Source organism: Arthrobacter sp. JUb119, from assembly GCF_024807995.1.
Taxonomy (GTDB): Bacteria; Actinomycetota; Actinomycetes; order Actinomycetales; family Micrococcaceae; genus Glutamicibacter.
Genome location: NZ_JANUFE010000008.1, coordinates 26,761 through 42,991, shown reverse-complemented (window position 1 = coordinate 42,991; position 16,231 = coordinate 26,761). Strand labels below are relative to the sequence as shown.

18 protein-coding genes and 2 pseudogenes are annotated in these 16,231 nt (G+C 55.9%); 11 read left to right on the top strand and 9 right to left on the bottom strand.

The window, feature by feature from the left end; all coding sequences use genetic code 11:
* The first annotated feature begins 128 nt into the window (after positions 1 to 128).
* The 3 genes from M2368_RS17050 to glpX all read left to right on the top strand — a co-directional run bounded on the left by M2368_RS17050 (position 129) and on the right by glpX (position 3,577).
* Positions 129 to 1,130 (top strand): alcohol dehydrogenase catalytic domain-containing protein, encoded by a 1,002-nt coding sequence (locus M2368_RS17050; RefSeq protein WP_133834543.1) that lies wholly within the window; start codon positions 129 to 131, stop codon positions 1,128 to 1,130.
* 89 nt (positions 1,131 to 1,219) lie between these two features.
* Positions 1,220 to 2,527: an MFS transporter gene (locus M2368_RS17045; RefSeq protein WP_166650828.1), complete on the top strand. Its 1,308-nt coding sequence runs from the start codon at positions 1,220 to 1,222 to the stop codon at positions 2,525 to 2,527.
* 54 nt (positions 2,528 to 2,581) lie between these two features.
* Positions 2,582 to 3,577, top strand: coding sequence for a class II fructose-bisphosphatase (gene glpX / locus M2368_RS17040; protein WP_133834541.1), 996 nt, complete (start codon positions 2,582 to 2,584; stop codon positions 3,575 to 3,577).
* A gap of 259 nt (positions 3,578 to 3,836) precedes the next feature.
* Here glpX and M2368_RS17035 read toward each other — a convergent pair.
* From M2368_RS17035 to M2368_RS17020, 4 genes and pseudogenes are all read right to left on the bottom strand, one after another.
* Positions 3,837 to 4,858 (bottom strand): annotated as a pseudogene (locus tag M2368_RS17035) (IS110 family transposase).
* Positions 4,859 to 5,161: 303 nt separating this feature from the next.
* Positions 5,162 to 6,279 (bottom strand): annotated as a pseudogene (locus M2368_RS17030) (IS3 family transposase); the annotation flags it as partial.
* 124 nt (positions 6,280 to 6,403) lie between these two features.
* On the bottom strand, positions 6,404 to 6,910 hold the full coding sequence (locus tag M2368_RS17025; protein ID WP_133834540.1) for a hypothetical protein: 507 nt from the start codon (positions 6,908 to 6,910) through the stop codon (positions 6,404 to 6,406).
* Between the two features lie 6 nt (positions 6,911 to 6,916).
* A complete protein-coding gene (locus M2368_RS17020; protein WP_133834539.1) occupies positions 6,917 to 8,107 on the bottom strand; it encodes a DUF3238 domain-containing protein in 1,191 nt (396 codons plus the stop codon).
* 655 nt (positions 8,108 to 8,762) lie between these two features.
* Between M2368_RS17020 and M2368_RS17015 the strand changes: the two genes are divergently transcribed.
* Positions 8,763 to 9,716, top strand: a complete 954-nt coding sequence (locus tag M2368_RS17015; RefSeq protein WP_133834538.1) for a hypothetical protein — start codon at positions 8,763 to 8,765, stop codon at positions 9,714 to 9,716.
* A 213-nt stretch (positions 9,717 to 9,929) separates the two neighbouring features.
* Here M2368_RS17015 and M2368_RS17010 read toward each other — a convergent pair whose 3' ends face one another.
* The 5 genes from M2368_RS17010 to M2368_RS16990 form a co-directional block, all read right to left on the bottom strand.
* Positions 9,930 to 10,247 carry a histone-like nucleoid-structuring protein Lsr2 gene (locus M2368_RS17010; protein ID WP_121867936.1) on the bottom strand — a complete coding sequence of 106 codons (318 nt, stop codon included), beginning with the start codon at positions 10,245 to 10,247 and terminating at the stop codon, positions 9,930 to 9,932.
* A gap of 44 nt (positions 10,248 to 10,291) precedes the next feature.
* Positions 10,292 to 10,669: an A1S_2505 family phage non-structural protein gene (locus M2368_RS17005; protein WP_133834537.1), complete on the bottom strand. Its 378-nt coding sequence runs from the start codon at positions 10,667 to 10,669 to the stop codon at positions 10,292 to 10,294.
* A 32-nt stretch (positions 10,670 to 10,701) separates the two neighbouring features.
* Complete coding sequence (locus M2368_RS17000; RefSeq protein ID WP_133834536.1) at positions 10,702 to 10,965, bottom strand: hypothetical protein; 264 nt, start codon at positions 10,963 to 10,965, stop codon at positions 10,702 to 10,704.
* A 129-nt stretch (positions 10,966 to 11,094) separates the two neighbouring features.
* Positions 11,095 to 11,796 (bottom strand): HNH endonuclease family protein, encoded by a 702-nt coding sequence (locus M2368_RS16995; RefSeq protein ID WP_286172273.1) that lies wholly within the window; start codon positions 11,794 to 11,796, stop codon positions 11,095 to 11,097.
* 10 nt (positions 11,797 to 11,806) lie between these two features.
* Positions 11,807 to 12,208 (bottom strand): hypothetical protein, encoded by a 402-nt coding sequence (locus M2368_RS16990; protein ID WP_498724752.1) that lies wholly within the window; start codon positions 12,206 to 12,208, stop codon positions 11,807 to 11,809.
* 179 nt (positions 12,209 to 12,387) lie between these two features.
* Here M2368_RS16990 and M2368_RS16985 point away from each other — a divergent pair, with 179 nt between their 5' ends.
* The 7 genes from M2368_RS16985 (at position 12,388) to M2368_RS16955 (ending at position 15,927) form a co-directional block, all read left to right on the top strand.
* The gene (locus M2368_RS16985; protein WP_060700378.1) at positions 12,388 to 12,594 is read left to right on the top strand and encodes a hypothetical protein; all 207 of its coding nucleotides are present in this window, start codon (positions 12,388 to 12,390) and stop codon (positions 12,592 to 12,594) included.
* A gap of 61 nt (positions 12,595 to 12,655) precedes the next feature.
* A complete protein-coding gene (locus M2368_RS16980; RefSeq protein WP_133834534.1) occupies positions 12,656 to 13,150 on the top strand; it encodes a hypothetical protein in 495 nt (164 codons plus the stop codon).
* Positions 13,151 to 13,226: 76 nt separating this feature from the next.
* Positions 13,227 to 13,490: a hypothetical protein gene (locus M2368_RS16975; RefSeq protein ID WP_133834533.1), complete on the top strand. Its 264-nt coding sequence runs from the start codon at positions 13,227 to 13,229 to the stop codon at positions 13,488 to 13,490.
* Positions 13,487 to 13,900 (top strand): DUF8317 domain-containing protein, encoded by a 414-nt coding sequence (locus M2368_RS16970; RefSeq protein ID WP_166650827.1) that lies wholly within the window; start codon positions 13,487 to 13,489, stop codon positions 13,898 to 13,900. The genes M2368_RS16975 and M2368_RS16970 overlap by 4 nt, the downstream gene beginning before the upstream one ends.
* Before the next feature lie 13 nt (positions 13,901 to 13,913).
* Complete coding sequence (locus M2368_RS16965; protein WP_166650826.1) at positions 13,914 to 14,876, top strand: DUF3560 domain-containing protein; 963 nt, start codon at positions 13,914 to 13,916, stop codon at positions 14,874 to 14,876.
* Positions 14,877 to 14,956: 80 nt separating this feature from the next.
* Positions 14,957 to 15,229, top strand: coding sequence for a hypothetical protein (locus tag M2368_RS16960; protein WP_133834531.1), 273 nt, complete (start codon positions 14,957 to 14,959; stop codon positions 15,227 to 15,229).
* A gap of 35 nt (positions 15,230 to 15,264) precedes the next feature.
* The gene (locus M2368_RS16955) at positions 15,265 to 15,927 is read left to right on the top strand and encodes a hypothetical protein (protein WP_133834530.1); all 663 of its coding nucleotides are present in this window, start codon (positions 15,265 to 15,267) and stop codon (positions 15,925 to 15,927) included.
* Positions 15,928 to 16,231 lie beyond the last annotated feature (304 nt).

The window sequence follows — 16,231 nt, the reverse complement described above, 5'->3', positions numbered from 1 at the left end:
TCGCGTTGATTCGCAGATTTGATTCCAATCTTGTATGTACAGACTAGACAATATGCTGTGCATCACGTTAGCATAAATTGGTCGGCAACCGCCGAAGCATCTTTTAGCGTCAAAGGGGAACAGAAGAAATGGCCAAAACCATGCGCGCAGCAGTTGCTGACGGCCGAGGCGGCATCGAGATTCAGGATGTTCCAGTCCCAACTGCCGCAGAAGGGTGGGTCGTCATTTCTCCGGTAGGAACCGGCGTTTGCGGTACGGACTTGCATCTGGTTTCAGGAGACTACCCGCACGGAAAATTTCCCGTTGTGCCAGGCCACGAGTTCGCCGGCTACATCACGGAAGTCGGAGCAGGCGTCACCAGATTCCACGAAGGAGATTACGTAGGCGTCAACCCCAACATTTCCTGCGGGACCTGCCAGTGGTGCCACAAGGGCGCGACCAACCTCTGCCTTGACCTGCGCCCGGTGGGTGTCGCGGTCGATGGCTCGTGCGCTGAGTTCGTCGCCGTGCCAAGCCGCATCGTCCACAAGATCAGTGATTCGATCTCGCATCGCGCCGCTCCGCTGATTGAGCCATTCTCTTGCGTCCTGCACGCATTGGAACGCGTCCCGGATTGGCGGGAGCAAGAAATCGTCATCTTCGGGGCAGGATCCATCGGCCTGATGGCCATCATTCTCGCCGAAGCCGAAGGAGCCGCAGGAATTCGAGTGGTCGAGCCGAACCAGGCACGACGAGAAGCGGCGGCAGAGCTGGGAGCAATGCACGCAGTATCGTCGCTTGAGCACCTGAACCGCGACTCCTTCGACATCGCCCTCGATGCCAGCGGCCACCCCGCAGCCATTGGCCAAGCGATCGCATCGCTCGGCACTCGGGGCCGCCTCATTCAGATGGGCGTGGCCTCCCCGGAGGCAACGGTGCAGCTGAACCCCTATGAGGTTTTTGCCAAGGAGCTGAGCATCATCGGTTCGAACTCGCTCGCTGAAAAGTACGCTGAATCAGCCGAACGCATGGTCGACCTCCAACCACGTCTTGAGAATCTCGTGACGTCCCTGTACCAACTCGAAGACTATGCCGAAGCGCTAAAAGCCGCCACCAGCCCGGACCAAATCAAAGTCCAGATCGTCAACTAGCCTTCCGGCAGCCACAACCATCGCTCCACTATGCATTCCTTGGAGCGATGGCGGTTGGCGCGCCCAATTCCACCTCTGAGGATTCCACCATGAACCAACCACCCACCAGGACTTCACACAAAGTTCTCGATAAGCTCGGCCTTCCCGCACCACTGCTTCTGGGGTTCGTCGGAATCCTCATATTCATGATCGGCGACGGGGTCGAGTCCAATTACCTCGCCCCGTTCCTCGTCAATAGCCAGGGTTTCACCGAAAACGCCGCAACGCTGACCATCAGCGCCTACGGCATCTTCGTGACCCTCGGTTCATGGTTGTCAGGTGCCCTGTCCAACGTTTTTGGCCCTCGCAAGGTGATGTGGATCGGCGCCATCAACTGGGTCGTTTTCGAAGCGATCTTCCTGGGTTTCGGTGTCCATCTGGGCATCCAGTGGATCGCGGTTCTCGCCTACGTCCTGCGCGGCATCGGCTACCCGTTCTTCGCCTATGCGTTCCTGGTGTGGATCAACCTCGCAGCACCCGCAAAACAACGAGGCACCTCCGTGGGCTGGTTCTGGTTTGCCTTCGGCGCAGGCCTGCCAACGCTTGGGTCCCTCGTCGCCAGCAAGACAATTCCCATCCTGGGAGAAGAAGGCACGCTCTGGTTGTCAGTTGCCCTTGTCGCATTGGGCGCAGCACTAGCACTCTTCGGCATTCGCGACCGCACCCATGCCGGACCAGTAGCCACTGGCAACGGAACGGTACTCCAGGGAATGGCCCAAGGCCTGAGCATCATCTGGCGCGAACCCAAGGTCACCGTCGGATCGGTAGTCCGCCTGATAAACACAGCTCCCAATTTCGCCCTCTTCATTGTGGCTCCAATCTATTTCGTTGAAGTCATCGGGTTCTCCCAAGCTCAGTATCTGCTCATCGTCACGATCGTCTACACCGCCAATATCTTCGCCAACCTCTTCTTCGGGGTCATCGGGGACCGGTTCGGCTGGCGAAATACCGTCATGTGGTTTGGCTGCGTCATGAGCGCCATCGGGCTTGTCCTGCTGTACTACGTGCCGCTGGCTGTGGGGCCGCAGTTCTGGATCACGGTACTTTGCTGGTCGGTATTCTCCATCGGACTGGCCGGGTTCGTTCCGCTGACGGCCCTCGTCCCAGCCATTGTCCAACCAAGCGAACGTGCAAATGCCCTCGCCGTCTATACGCTGGCGGCCGGCCTCTCCTCTTTCGTCGGCCCAGTCCTGGTCGGCGTTCTCGGCGGATCCCAAAACCTGCAAGCCACCATCTGGGTCTTCGCGGCGATCTACATCATCGGCGCATTGCTCTGCCTCACCCTCAAGAGCACCGAAGACCCTGGGCAGGCCAAAAAATCCCTCCCAGCGGCCCAGCAGCACTCGGCCAAGGCCTGAACCCGGCCTCCGGGCCTCATCCAGCAGCAACTACCAACTATCCATGGAGCATTAATGACCATCGCATCCCCCGCTTCCTCGTCCAAGCCCCACAAAGATCGAAATCTGGCGCTGGAACTCGTGCGGGCGACGGAGGCAGCGGCCATCGCGGCCACGCCATGGGTCGGAGCCGGCGACAAGAACAGCGCCGACGGGGCGGCCGTGGATGCAATGCGCTTGCAGCTGGCGACGGTCAATTTCGACGGGGTCGTGGTCATCGGAGAAGGGGAAAAAGACCAAGCGCCCATGCTCTACAACGGCGAACGAGTTGGAAATGGAACAGGGCAAAAGTTCGATGTCGCCGTGGACCCGATCGACGGAACCCGCCTGGCAGCACTGGGGTTCAATAATGCCCTGTCGGTGCTAGCCGTTGCCGACGCAGGGAGCATGCTGGATGCCTCTTCCGTGTTCTACATGGAAAAACTCGTCACTGGTCCCGAAGCCGCCGATGACGTTGATCTGCGTCTGCCGGTCAAAGAAAATCTGCGCCTGATTGCCAAGGCCAAGGGTCTCAGCATCAGCCAGTTAACAGTGAGCGTCCTGGACCGCGACAGGCACCAGGATCTTGTGCGTGAAATCCATGAAGCCGGCGCTCGTACCCAAGCGGTCATTGATGGAGATGTGGCCGCAGCCATCGCCGCAGTGCGTGGCAACACAGGCATTGATGCCCTCATGGGCATCGGCGGTTCACCAGAGGGCGTCGTGACGGCGTGCGCCATCAAAGCGCTGGGCGGAGTGATCCAGGGTCGGCTAATGCCAACCTCCCCAGAAGAACAGGACAGGGGCCTGCACGCTGGCTTGGACATGGAAAAGATCTATTCCACCAATGATCTAGTCAACAGCGAGAACTGCTTCTTCGCGGCGACCGGAATCACCAACGGCGACCTGCTCAAGGGAGTCACCGTCGACAGTGCTAAGTTGACTACACAATCCATTGTCATGCGCTCCAAAACAGGAACCGTGAGAACCATCGACGCAGAGCACAAGATCACTAAATGGTCTCAGGATTGATGAAAGTGGTTCTACAGTTTTGAGCTCGAATCACTGAAACTGGTTTTTCGAAAAGTGGTGCAAATGAGAACAATATAGTGCGCTAGTACAACCACGATCTGAGCTGGTCAAGTTTCTGAGACACAATCTTTGATTGTTTCCTAAATACCCTCAAGCCGCAACAGCCTGAGAAAACCTCTCCTCATACAAATCCAGGACCGCCTGAGGGCTCAACCCACCATTAGCCGTATGAGGACGCTTCCTGACTCTTCTATATCTGTCAAGATGCTTCCTGCGCCTTTTGCGCTCGTGCCGATGCTGTCAGAATTCTAAACACACGACGAGCCAGATAGCGTTTGATGCACCGCCGAATCTCTTTGTCAGTCTTGCCTTCGGCGCGACGTTTCTCAATGTAGTTTCGCGTCTCGGCATCATAGGTCATTCGGTTAATCGCGGCCATGTGAAGAGTGCTGTTGAGTCTTCGATTGCCTCCCCTGTTCAGCCGATGCCGAACCGTGTTCCCCGACGACGCTGGGATGGGATTCACCCCCGCAAGGCAGGCGAAAGCGGCTTCACTGCGAACTCGTCCCTCATACGACCAAGCCACCAAACACTTCGCCGCGGCCACGGCCCGGAAGCCCTTCTCCATTAGCAGAGGCGCAGCCTCGCTGACCTTGACCAGCTCATCCAATTTCTGCTCGTTGGATTTCAGTTGTTCTTCCAGATCCAAGATGTGCTTCGCCAGCCGAACCGCCTCGGCACGCGCGATACCCAAAGATAGTTCTTCTTCTCGTTCACGCCACCGGGAGATCTCCTCGACTTGTACCGAGGTGAGCTTCCTTCGCGCATCAACGCCAACGCCATTGCTGCGTACCAGAGCATTCAAGGCGTTTACCGAACGGGTTCGGCCTTTGCTTATGGATTCGCGAGCAGTCACCAGAATTCGCAAGCCCTGACGGATCCCCTCATTCATGCGGGGATGACGCAGTTTCTCAACCGGCAAAGGGAGAACAGCCCTAGCCAATCGGTGGGCATCTAACACGTCGGATTTGCCGATGCCACGGTGCCGGCGAGGATCGCTCCGTAGGACGCGGCCCCTTCGATGACCCAGAGGGTGTCGGCGTCGGCGTCGGTGCGCCTGGCCACCTATTTGATGGCCCGGTTGATGCCGGCCGCGGTGGTCGGGAATGATTGGGTGTCTAGCAACGCGCCGTTGGTGGCATCGAGGATAGCATAGACATGGTTGCGTGCGTGAGTGTCGACACCCACGACAAATGGGTGACATTGAGAGACGATTGACATGGCGGTCACCGTTCTTTTCCTCTGGTGATGGACTTGGTGGGTAGCCGCTAACGGCCGGCGCCAGTCCGGGTAGGAATCACGACGGAACAGAACTGTGAAGGGTCACGTCCAAAGGGGCGGACAATCTTCTAATGAAGCTACCGAGGTGGGCCGGGCGGGCACCGGCCAATCCACCACCGTGGGCGGACAAGTCAATCAAATGACACCCAGAGGGGCAGTTGTACCAAGAGTCACTCCTACGGAGGTGGGCGGCCTGCACCCATCCTGCCAGCTCGTCCCAGACCAGCTAGAAAAAGTCTCACAGTTGTACCAAGTCTCGATGTACTCCATCACCGAAGTCCGGGCCGCCATGCGGCTAGTGAACGCCCGGTGATGGAACATCTCATTCTTGATCGTTGAAAACGCTGACTCAGCTACGGCGTTATCCCAACACACCCCGGTGCGGCCCATCGACTGCCGAACCCCGTGCGCAGCGCACCACCTCTGGAATACATCCGCGGTGTACTGCGTGCCTCGGTCTGAGTGGAAAACGCTGCCAGGGCGGATGAAACCCCGCGAAACAGCCATTTCCATCGCATCAATTACCAACTGCGTCTGCATGTTCTCTGCCATCGACCAGCCCACGATCTGACGCGAGTACAAATCGATCACCGTAGCCAGATACAACCAGCCCTTACCGGTACGCAGGTAAGTAATATCGCCAACCAGCTTCGCCCCAGTGCGTGAGGAACGGAAGTCACGCTTGCCGAGCTTATCGACCATATGGTTCTTGATATGCGCCGTCCGAGCCTGATGATCACGCACTGTCGTGGTCTTGAACCCGCTCATCAGCTTGTCCTCGATTCCGAGTTCCTTCATGATCGACAGGATTGTGGACTTCGGGATCTCTTCTTCTTGGTTATTGCGGATCAAGTCCACCAGATGGCCGGCGCCAGCAACTTGGTTGGACGCCTCGTATTCGTCTCAAACTAGTTTCGACCGGTGCGCCCGCAAGACTTTAGCTTCACTCAGCTGCTTGGAGGGGTTCAGCCACCGGTAATAGGCGGCCCGGGAAAAACTGAGTTTCTGGCACATCCACTTCACCGCGTACTGGCCGGTATGGGATTTGATGAAGTTGAAAGCGGCGCTTATTTCTTGTTGTTCGACGCGAAATAGGCGCTGACATCTTTTAAAAATTCGTTCTCCCGTTTCACCTCTAGCAATTTCTTGCGCAGCATCTCGTATTGGGCCCACTCCACAGGGCCTCGTTCTTCGGTTTCCGCTTCGGGGTGCTCGGCGCGGTAGGCGCGGACCCAGTTACCCAGGGTTCCTTTATTGATGCCCAGGCTTGCTGCGACCTCCATGAGGCTCTTCTGGGACGAGATCACCAGCTCTATTGCTTCGGCACGGAATTCCGGGGTGAACTTCTGACGTCTGGTCATGCACACATTCTCCTACGAACGCGTGTCTCACAGGATCATGACAGCTCAAGTGTGATGTGAACGAACTTTCTTTATTTAGCTGTGTGTATGCCTATGCGTTATTTCGGTAGAAATTTCTGCAAGGTTAGCGGTACCGGGCATTGTGGGAGAACCCGTTATCTGTTGAAGTATGGTCCGGCTTTGTTTGGGGAGATTTTATTCTTCTGAGTATTCCGAGTACGCCTATGGAGAGCAGTCCTGCGAGAGGTCCATGTAGGGTTGCGATATCGGCCACTGCAAAGACCATAATCCAATTCAATACTTCGGCAGGCGGGTATCCAGTCCAGTTGCCTGCTGAGATCAGGATGGGTGTCGAGTAGGCAATCATGGCAATGCAGAAGAAGATTGCCCATTTGAGGGGTGGCATGGTCCGTATGTGTGTGCCGCCTAGGACAAGAGCTAATACCAGGAGTGAACCAACCCAGCGCCAGGGGTCGAGAAGCGTTTGATCGACAAAGGTGAGTTTGTTGTGAATCGCTTCGTTCACGAGTCCAGTTGATGCGATGTAAGAAGGAAGGATTGGAACTATTAGGAGAAGGCCTAGTAGTACTGCGTAAATCGGTACCTTCAGTATCGATTGGGAAGTTTTCATCGTAAATTAGTACCCTCCACGGTATCCTGCAAGCTTGACCACTGGGCAGACAAATCGGACCAGGCAGGTGGCATCTTTATATGCACGAGTGTAGACGTTCCGGAAGGCTCCGTTGCCTCCGTGAATGGCGATTTCATGGTTTGGCATCTGTCGGTGTTCGCCGGAGATGATGGACCAGCTGCCTGCTCGTGTCACGGTCATGGTGAATGCGGCTTCAATTGCATTGGGTACACCGGTGCAGAAGGGATTTCCTGCGTGTACCTTGAATCGAAGATCGACTTCTTTGCTGTTGCTCAGTGAAAGGCGGGAGACGGAGATGTTTGCTGAGCTTGCTGTTTTGGTTGCTAGTAGCTTCTTTGTCGACTTGTTGTAAACCTTGGTCGGAGAAACACCCTTTGTGGCTGATGTCAGTTTTCCATTTTGTGTCCAGTCGATCCCGGCTGTTACGCGGGTTTTATAGCCTCCTGTGGGATTCCATGAGCGATTATTTCCATCGAACTCGAACTTTGAGCCACTGTACTGTCCGCAGCCTGCTGGTGGTGCATTAACCTTTGCCATAGGGATAAATGTCTGATGCCTTACTGCAGACGTAGTGCGAGCGGCAGCAGCGACCGAAATGTCAGAAGCAGCGGAAGAGATGCTGGATTGGCTTCCGCTTCCTTCCGGTACTGTGACTTCCAATCCCCACGTAGCGGCCTCCGCAGAATCGTTGCCGACAGTTTCGACACGGTAGGAAGCGAGTTCGCCAGGCACGACGTCTGTGTCGCGGAAGTTGTCCGAATCGACAGATGCAATCTCTAGGTTGTTCTTGAAGATTACCGCTCCCGTAGCTCCTCGCGGAAGTTGCCATGACAGGTCCACGAAGTCTGGCGCGGCTGCCCACATTGCGCGCCCTTTTTCTCTATCGGCGTTTGCCATCGTGAGGTCGGCGACGGCGTAACTGTCTGACGATTTGAGAATTTGTATATCCGCGGCTTCGCTGGCAATGTTTTGCGCGGCTTTCATAGATTGGTATGAGGCTGCTGGCGCTTTGATTTTTTGTCTGGCTATATTTTGAAGCGTGAAACTTGCTTTCTCTGCCGCGTGGTGGTTCGTAGGGGTTTGGGGCACGGTGGAGGCTACTGCCGTACTTGCGCAGAGGCTCAAAGTGGCGACCGATGCGAGAACGATTGATCCAGTCTTTGAGAGAAGGGACATGTGAATCTCCTTAAGTTGTGTGGGATCGCTTGCTTCATTGCAGCGACCTGAAGTCCTGCTGGTTTAGAAAAGTGAATGTCTTAGCACGAATCTACGTACCGGCAATTTAAGAAATTACTCTAGCCGTGTGATTGAGAATAAAAATGGAAATCATAGAATTTGTTATCGGAACGTTAGAAATTGGCCGTTGACACGGTATTATTTTGATTTTTAGCGGTTTTGCGATGGAAAAGATTTGCTATCTTTCGCTATCTGATGTAGCAGAAGTTTGATCTTATGCTGCAGTCCATTCGTTGATCAGAGAATTGCTTCCACTCATGACCAGTGTCCAATCCGTATTTCTCGGGTTTCGCTTCGGGTGGCTTTGGAATCTGGGAATCTGAAAAATGTCGTGTTCTTCGGGATGAGGCGTTCCCTGTTCGTTCAGAGACTTCAATTTGGTGATTGTTGTAATGCCTGCAGTTGATCGGTCTAAATGCGGTGGCTTTGATCTACTCTCAGCACCCTGGCCTCTTATTGCGTGGTGTCTAGTTTCGGCCGGTGGCTTGATCCTGGGGCCGGTGATGGGCTGGTTGGAAGCTCGGGAACTGTGGACGTCAGTATTTTAGTGCGCTAAACTTTGGTTTAGCGCACTAAAATACTGGAGGGAATGACCGTGAAAACTTTTGACCGCCTGCAAGCCTTCACGCAACAAATAGCGGCAGACCCATCGCGGGAAACCCAGCTCAACCTTGAGGTCGGCGAACCGCTTCACTACATCCCAGAAGTCACGCGTCCCTACCTCGCGTATTCACCCAACATTTGGGGCGCCGAAGAATCCAGCGCCTTGAAACTCGGTGATTTCACCAGTTACCTGGAGTCACGCTCAGCCTCGGCAGCAACTCTCAGGGCACTCGCGATCCGCCTCATCATCCGGACCAGGATCATCACAGCCGAAGCCAATAGCGGTGTAGTCGGTGTAACACTTCAGCTATTGCGTGATGACGCTGAGCTCCAGACCAAGCGAGGGCACCGCTGGGCCGATGAAACGCTCTCACTTATCCGGTACGCCCATACCCATCTCAATATCGACTTGGAGACCTTGCACCTAGCGCTCGCAGAGGTGATGGAGATGAACAAGTGCGCAGATATTCCCCATCAGCGCCGAAAGGGGTTTGCGAACGACGAAGCGACGCTTTGGATCGACACAGCCCTGCGCTTCCAGGAGGAAGGCTCTCCTGAGGCTGTGGGACGGGAGGCTTCTGATCTTGTGACTGCGGTCCAAATGATTCGACGGGAAATGCACTTCACTAGTATTTCCAGCGCAATGCGTGCAATTGAGGCTGGCGAGCGTGAAACCAAGGAAGCGATTGCCGAAAGGGACCGGCGAATTGTCTCTGCCTGTGAAGACGGAGTCTCTTCTACGGAGATCAGTAGCTATGCCATGATCTCTAATGGGCGCATTTCGCAGATTCTTAAGAAAGCACGTACTGAACAGCAAGACTTACCGAATGCGTTAAGTCTTCGCGGTCTGGCACAGAAGAACATGACAGCGACTCAAGCAATGGTGGTGGGTGAGGAGCGAACAATGATGTGGGGAGATCCTGCTACGTCCGGTATTGATGACTAGGTTGGCTGCTTGCCTTCGGTAAACGACTGGCGGGGCTTTTGCATCTGCCGCTTTTGTGAATGCTTGTGAGCGGCGCTGGGGAAACTCTAGAGCGCTGCAGGATCGTTACCGGCGTCCTGTCCTCAGGTGTGACTTGGGATGGTGCGGGAGATTGTTGAAAGGGGCCAGGGTGGGGACATACCGTCCCCGCCCTGGCCTCTTTTTGCGTGGTGTCTAGTTTCGGCCGGCTGCTTGTTTGCGCAGCGAGTTGTAGTACTGGTCGATGATTTCTTGTTTGATGCGGCCGCGGGCGTTGACTTGGATGTTGTTCTTGGCGGCCCATTCGCGGATTGCCTGGGAGTCTGTTGTCGCCTGCTGGGTGTTGTGCTGGGCTGAGTCGATGTAGGGCTGGAAGGCGGCGCGGAAGGCTGCGGCGTTGGTGTCGTTGAGGTCGATCTCGTAGCTGTTGGCGTTGATGGTGAAGTTGATGGATTCGGTCGCTTCGGTGCCGTCAATGTCGTCGATGAGGGTGATGCGGGTTTCGCGGGCCAAGTGGGCTCTCCTTAGTGGTGGTATGTCCCCGGATACGGGGTGGGTTAGTTGATGATGCTTGCGAAAGATGCGGGCAGGGTGATGTTGGGTGGTGCATTGCGAAAGAGTGGGGCGACTTGCTCGGCCGTGAGTCCTGCAATGCCGGTGCCGATCGGGGTGAGGAGGAACGTGAGCTCCTGATGCTCCGTGGCATAGTCGATGAACTCTTGGGCCTGGTGTTCGAGGGTAGGTAGTCCGCTCATAGAGTCGATGGCGTAGCTTTGCCCATGGTGGCCGGTTCCTTTGCCGAATTTCGCCCCGAATTTGAGCCATGCGGTGCGGGCCGCGCCACCGAGGTGCCGCCCTTTAGCATTCGAACCGAAGACGAACACTTCGTTTGGGGCTAATCGGGTGATGCGCTCAGGGGTGATGGTATGTCCCATAGGTGTTCCTCCAGAAGACCGTTGTTCACGGATTAGCTGTCTTGTGGCTTGATCTGCAGCAGGGCCAGCTGCGCTTCGAGATCAAGCTTGCGCCGGGTAAAAACAGTGACCACGACCGCAGACATCGCGGCAGCCAGGGCCAGGAATGCGTAGGTAGGCCAAGCGACAGCAGCACTCTGATTACTCAGGGCACTAGTCAACCCATTATCTGCCCAGAGGTAGGCCACTAGGAGGACAATGGCGAGCAAAATAGTCCCGGCAAGGACCCACGCCATCTTCAAGAGCCGGGAATTCACGGCTAATCCTGCTTTGATTGTTCGGATCTCATAAAGTCGAGAAGCTTCAGACACGGTATGTCCCTCCAATATTGCTGATCTCTTCTTCCTAACCAGCCTACAAAAAGTCGAAGTACTGCCTAGAGGCCGTTACATGCAGCGCTCCAAAATCCTCTTGATAGCTTGATGCTCAGCAGGAGTCATCCACACCCCATATTTGGCTTTCACCTCTGTCTGCCTTGCCACGTAATCACACCGGAACCCCTTATTCGGAGGCAACCAGGTCGCAGCGTCCTTATCCCCCTTGGCCGCATTAGTGGGACCATCGGAGGCCAGCAGATTCAACGGGTCATTAGCGAACTGCAACCGCTTCTCACTACTCCACAGCTGGGCGCCCTTTTGCCAGCTGTCAGACAAAGCAACGACATGATCAATCTGCACTGCAGTGCTCGTGGAAGGACCGCGCACGAACTCAATCTGCTCTCCCGTGTACGGATCAGAGAAAATCCCCGAGAGCACCGTGCACTGCGCCGATCCTGGCTTGAACTTCACCTCATGCAGGTCACGGGCCAGCACATCATTGCGCGCATCGCACCCATTGCGGTCAGGGTCCTTCCACCCTTGGCCAAACTGATCCCGCGCATACCCAATTTTCGCGGTACGTCCCTTCACCTCAACCTGATCCAGCTGCTTCAACGCCAGAGCATAGTCCTGCTTCAACGAAGGACTCACCGATTCGGCCGAGTCAGAACGCCACGACGAGAGATCCACAGAATCCACCGCTGAACAACCACTCAAACCCAGACCAATGATCAGCGCAGAGACCCCTGCCCACCGCAGCTTGCCACGCACCAGCGCGCCACTACAGAACATAGCGATCCTCCAATCCAGCGAAGACCTGAGACCGTGAAGCAGCATCCATCTCCAAAGGACCTAGAAAAACCCTCTCCAGCTCATCGAGCACCTCACCAAACGGAACCCGCGCCTGCTCACTAGAAGGCCACTGCACCAAAGGGAGTCGAAACCGCCCCTCACGCAACACCACCACCAAATAGGCCCGCGGAATTCCCGCTTTTTCAGCGTGCGCCTTGTTAGACCACGTAAAAAACCGCACATACTGGTCATCGCCATCACGATGCACGCGATGAAAACTCTGGAAACCGGGCTCCTCGACATACGAGAAGCCATGCCGACCCAAGGTCGGCTCCAACTGCTTGCGTGAAATCATCACATCCCTTTCTCTTCCACGGCGCTCGCCGGGCATCAAGCCTGTCCTGATTGCTCAGGGGATAGCTCTGTCTGGATCGGCTTTCTGCCACGGATTCTCCAATGGTCGCCGAGGCCAAAATCAGTGCCTAGAAAATAAACCTAGACAAATGGTTGTCACATGACAAGTCTTTTAGTAAAGTTGCATTTGTCAGATCAAGAGAAAGAGGTTCGCAGATGCGACACGAAAAAAAGGTTCGCAAGCTCATACCAGAGCTTGAACGCCAAGGATTCCGAGTCAGGGAAACCAAGTCAGGCTGGATGATCTACCCACCCAACAAGGACCAGCTGACCATCGGAACCCACCGGACGCCGAGCGATCACAAAGCATGGAAAAACTTCATGGCTGATCTCAAACGGCAGGGATTCATCGAACCGCAGTAGGTCGCAAGACCGCCGGGAAACCCCGGCGGCCACCCTCCCCACCTCTAGAAAAGGAACCACCATGACCACTTGGCATATCTACACCAAACTGACCCTCCCGCAGCCACTTCACGAAGACGCCGAACTGCTTGATCTCACGGCCCATCTCACTGACCACGGGGTCTCAGCAACCATCGATCCAAAGAACCTCGCCAGCATCACCATCTCGCTCACCCTCGAAGCTGACGAGCACCTCGATGCGGCCCAGCGGACTACAGGACTGCTGACCACCGGCCCCCTTGCCGGAGCCGAAATCACCACGATGACACTACGCACAGAAAAGGACTTCGACGCCGATTACGCCACCGCGCAAATTCCGGATCTGGTCACTCTGACCGACATCGCCACCCACGCGGGCATTACCCGCCAGCGCGTGCGCGAACTATCCCAGAAAGACCCCACCTTCCCGCCGGTAGCCCTCAGCACCAACACCGTTGCCCTCTACCTCAAAGCCAGCGCAGAAGCCTGGGTCCGGAACCGCAACACCACCACAGGGCGCCCAAGGGCTCAACGCTAAAAATTCAGACTCCCATGACAGGAACTGCCCCCACCCAGAGCTAACTACCGCATAACAAGCAGAACAGGATGCCCCGATGACCCACTCACTGGCCCAGCACACCGAGAAACTCGCAGCAACGAACAACCGCGAATCAACCGCTTATCTCGCCACGCTCACTGCAAAAGAACTGACCGGACTGATCAGCGACTGCCAGCAGGTCATCGAGGAAGAAACCGTCCGCACCACAGCAACTAACGAGCGCCCCAGCTGGGCCGCTTGCTCCCACCAGCAACTCATTGACCAAGCCACCAGCGTCCTAGCCCGCCACCAAGACAACAAGAAGGAGAGCGCACCATGAGTACCCCGGAGCACACCACCCTCACCCTTGGGGTCCTCCGTCCAGCAGACAACCCTCACTACATCCACACCGGGCTCAGCGCCATCTATGACGAGCTAACCCTCGTCGGCTACTACGCAGATGAGCAATGGGAAGTCCATCACCTCACTGAGGGCACCAGCACCCAGCACGAAGACATTGAAGCTCCCGTGCTACTTCGCACCAAGACGATCTACGGACAGACGGAAGCCAACCTCATACCGGCCCACTGGGACACCACAAGCAACACCTGGAAACCAGATCATGAATGGCACACCAGCGGGGGAAACCACGCCCACACCAGCGACTCGCGCTATCTGCGCCTCATCCAAAACCAAACGGGCCATAGCTACAACGGCGCGCTGGCAGTCTACGACCGCACCAAGCACTGAGAAGGACAAGGCAATGAGCATAACTATCACGCACACCCCAAGTGCTGGAACACTGCTCGAAGGTACAGCCCGCGGGGACGGGGCCAACGAGATCCTTAAAGCCCGCGGCTGGAAGTGGGGCCGCGGATTAGAGAAATGGTATGTCCCCCAGTCCCGCGACAACACTCCAAAGCTGCAGATCATCAAAGAAACCACGAAAGCACTCACTGCAGCACACCACGCTGTTCACGTACACCTTGATCACTCAGTCCGGAATACGGCCGAAGTTGAAGCGGACCTCGCCGAACGCGCTGCCCAGAGGGCTCAACACTTGCAGGGCGTCGCGGAACGTAAAGCGCACGAAGCCAACGAGGCTGAACAAGCATTCTTTGCCGCCCACCACCGTCTCCCAGCTGCCGGAGAACCAGTCAAGGCTGGCCACCACTCGGAAACTCGGCACCTGCAGGCGATCGACAATGCAAACACCGCCTGGAAGAACAGCGTTGAAGCCGACCAGGCAGCACTTCAGGCGTTCGAAAAAGCCGAAGCCGCCCACCACGCCACAGGCGCGCGGAATAACCCGCAGACAGTATCCAACAGGATCGAAAAGCTCACCGCACAGATGCGCCAGCTCAAGCGGTCCATCGACGGATACACCGCGAACCGTGCCACACCCTATGAGCGTGAAGTTCCACCAGCATCTGGGGAAGCAAAAACCCGCGCCCAGGAAGAAATGGCTGCACTTGCAGAGCAGATCCAGTACTGGCAAAGCGTGCAGCGTGAACACCTCAAAGCCGGACGTATCGGCAACTACAGCAAAGACACCATTAGCCCGGGCGACTACGTCCTGATCGGTCCGCACTGGCACCAGGTGCTCAGGGCCAACGCTAAAACCGTGAGCGTCGATAACACCGGCCGCACTGGCAAAGCTCCATACAGCTCCATCAAAGGCCACCAAAAGGCCGAACCACCAGCTGACCAACTACTCAGCAGCTAACCCTTCATCAGAAAGTAGGTTCCACGATCCAACTCATGAAACTCATCCCACGACCACCACCACAACGAATGGAAAGCATCATGTACACGCACATCAAGATCAAGAAAAACCCTTACGCCTGGCCATCCTGGCTCGTGTCCTATGAGGGACATACCATCGGCTCATCTCACAGCCTGCAGATATCCCGCATTGCAGCGAACTTTGCCCAGTCGCACGTCAAAGAGATCAACCCAGCGAACCTCTGCGCTAGTTATCTCATCACCCACGTCGCCGAAGACATGAACCACGGCGGGTACCAGGAATTCTGGACCCCTGCACCGACTCACCTTCTGGCACTGGCTCCGGCCGCCTGAACACCACCACACCCGAAAACTGAGGATCCCCGGTTATGACTATCCAGAAAAAAGCTCAGGAGTTCACCCAGACCATCGTTGAAGATGTCAAAGGTGCTGAGAGCATCGCTGGACGGGTGCTCAGCTATCAGCGCCAGAAAGCAAAACGCCAGCAACGGGGCCTACCTGCCCCCAGCGCCATCGAGCACGAGAATCTACGAACAGCAATCTCCTACCACTTTGGAGAACCAACAGCACTATTCTTCGACCGGTACGAACGCCTGCCCTACGACCGCCAGTCCCTGCTCGGATGGCCAATGACCTGGGCTGGACGACAAGCGATCAACAGCTGGCTGTTGATAATTACCGGCACACTTTGGGTGCTGTTCTACTTCTATCTGCGGAGAATCCTAGATTTCAAGGAGTTGGGATCTCCTGAAAAATACTTCGCTCACGCTGCTGTGACCGGACTCTGCGCAGTTCTACTTCTTTTCGTGCTGACCCAACTGATCCGACAATTCCCGCCCAAAAACTTAGAACAACGCCTACTCGACTATGAAGGCATGAAGCAAAGGCGGATCGCTGACACTCAGGCCCGTGAAACGGCAGCAGAACAAGAACGGATCGACCGTATTGGCAAAGCGAAAGAACGAGAAATCAACGCCGAACAAGCTCGTGCAGAACGCCTCATCCAGGACTCACGCAAGGAAAGTCAGTAAGGCATGTTTCTGATCGTCTTCGCTCTGCTGATACTCAGCGTTCTCATCTTCTTTACAGCCTCAACCCTCAGAGAATTCGGGATTCGAAGCTTCAGTGGCCCGTCTGCACTCATCGTAACTTCGCTGTGGTCCGCCATGACCTTCTGGATGATCTTGAATCCTCACATCACAACTTGACCAGAAAAGAGGTCCCTATGTGGACAATACTCGGACTAGCCGCTCTAGGAATCTTCAGCTTCTGGCTTCTAGGCTCAGGAGCTCCCATGATCTTCCTCCAGGACAAAAAAGGGGGATTCTCCATCAG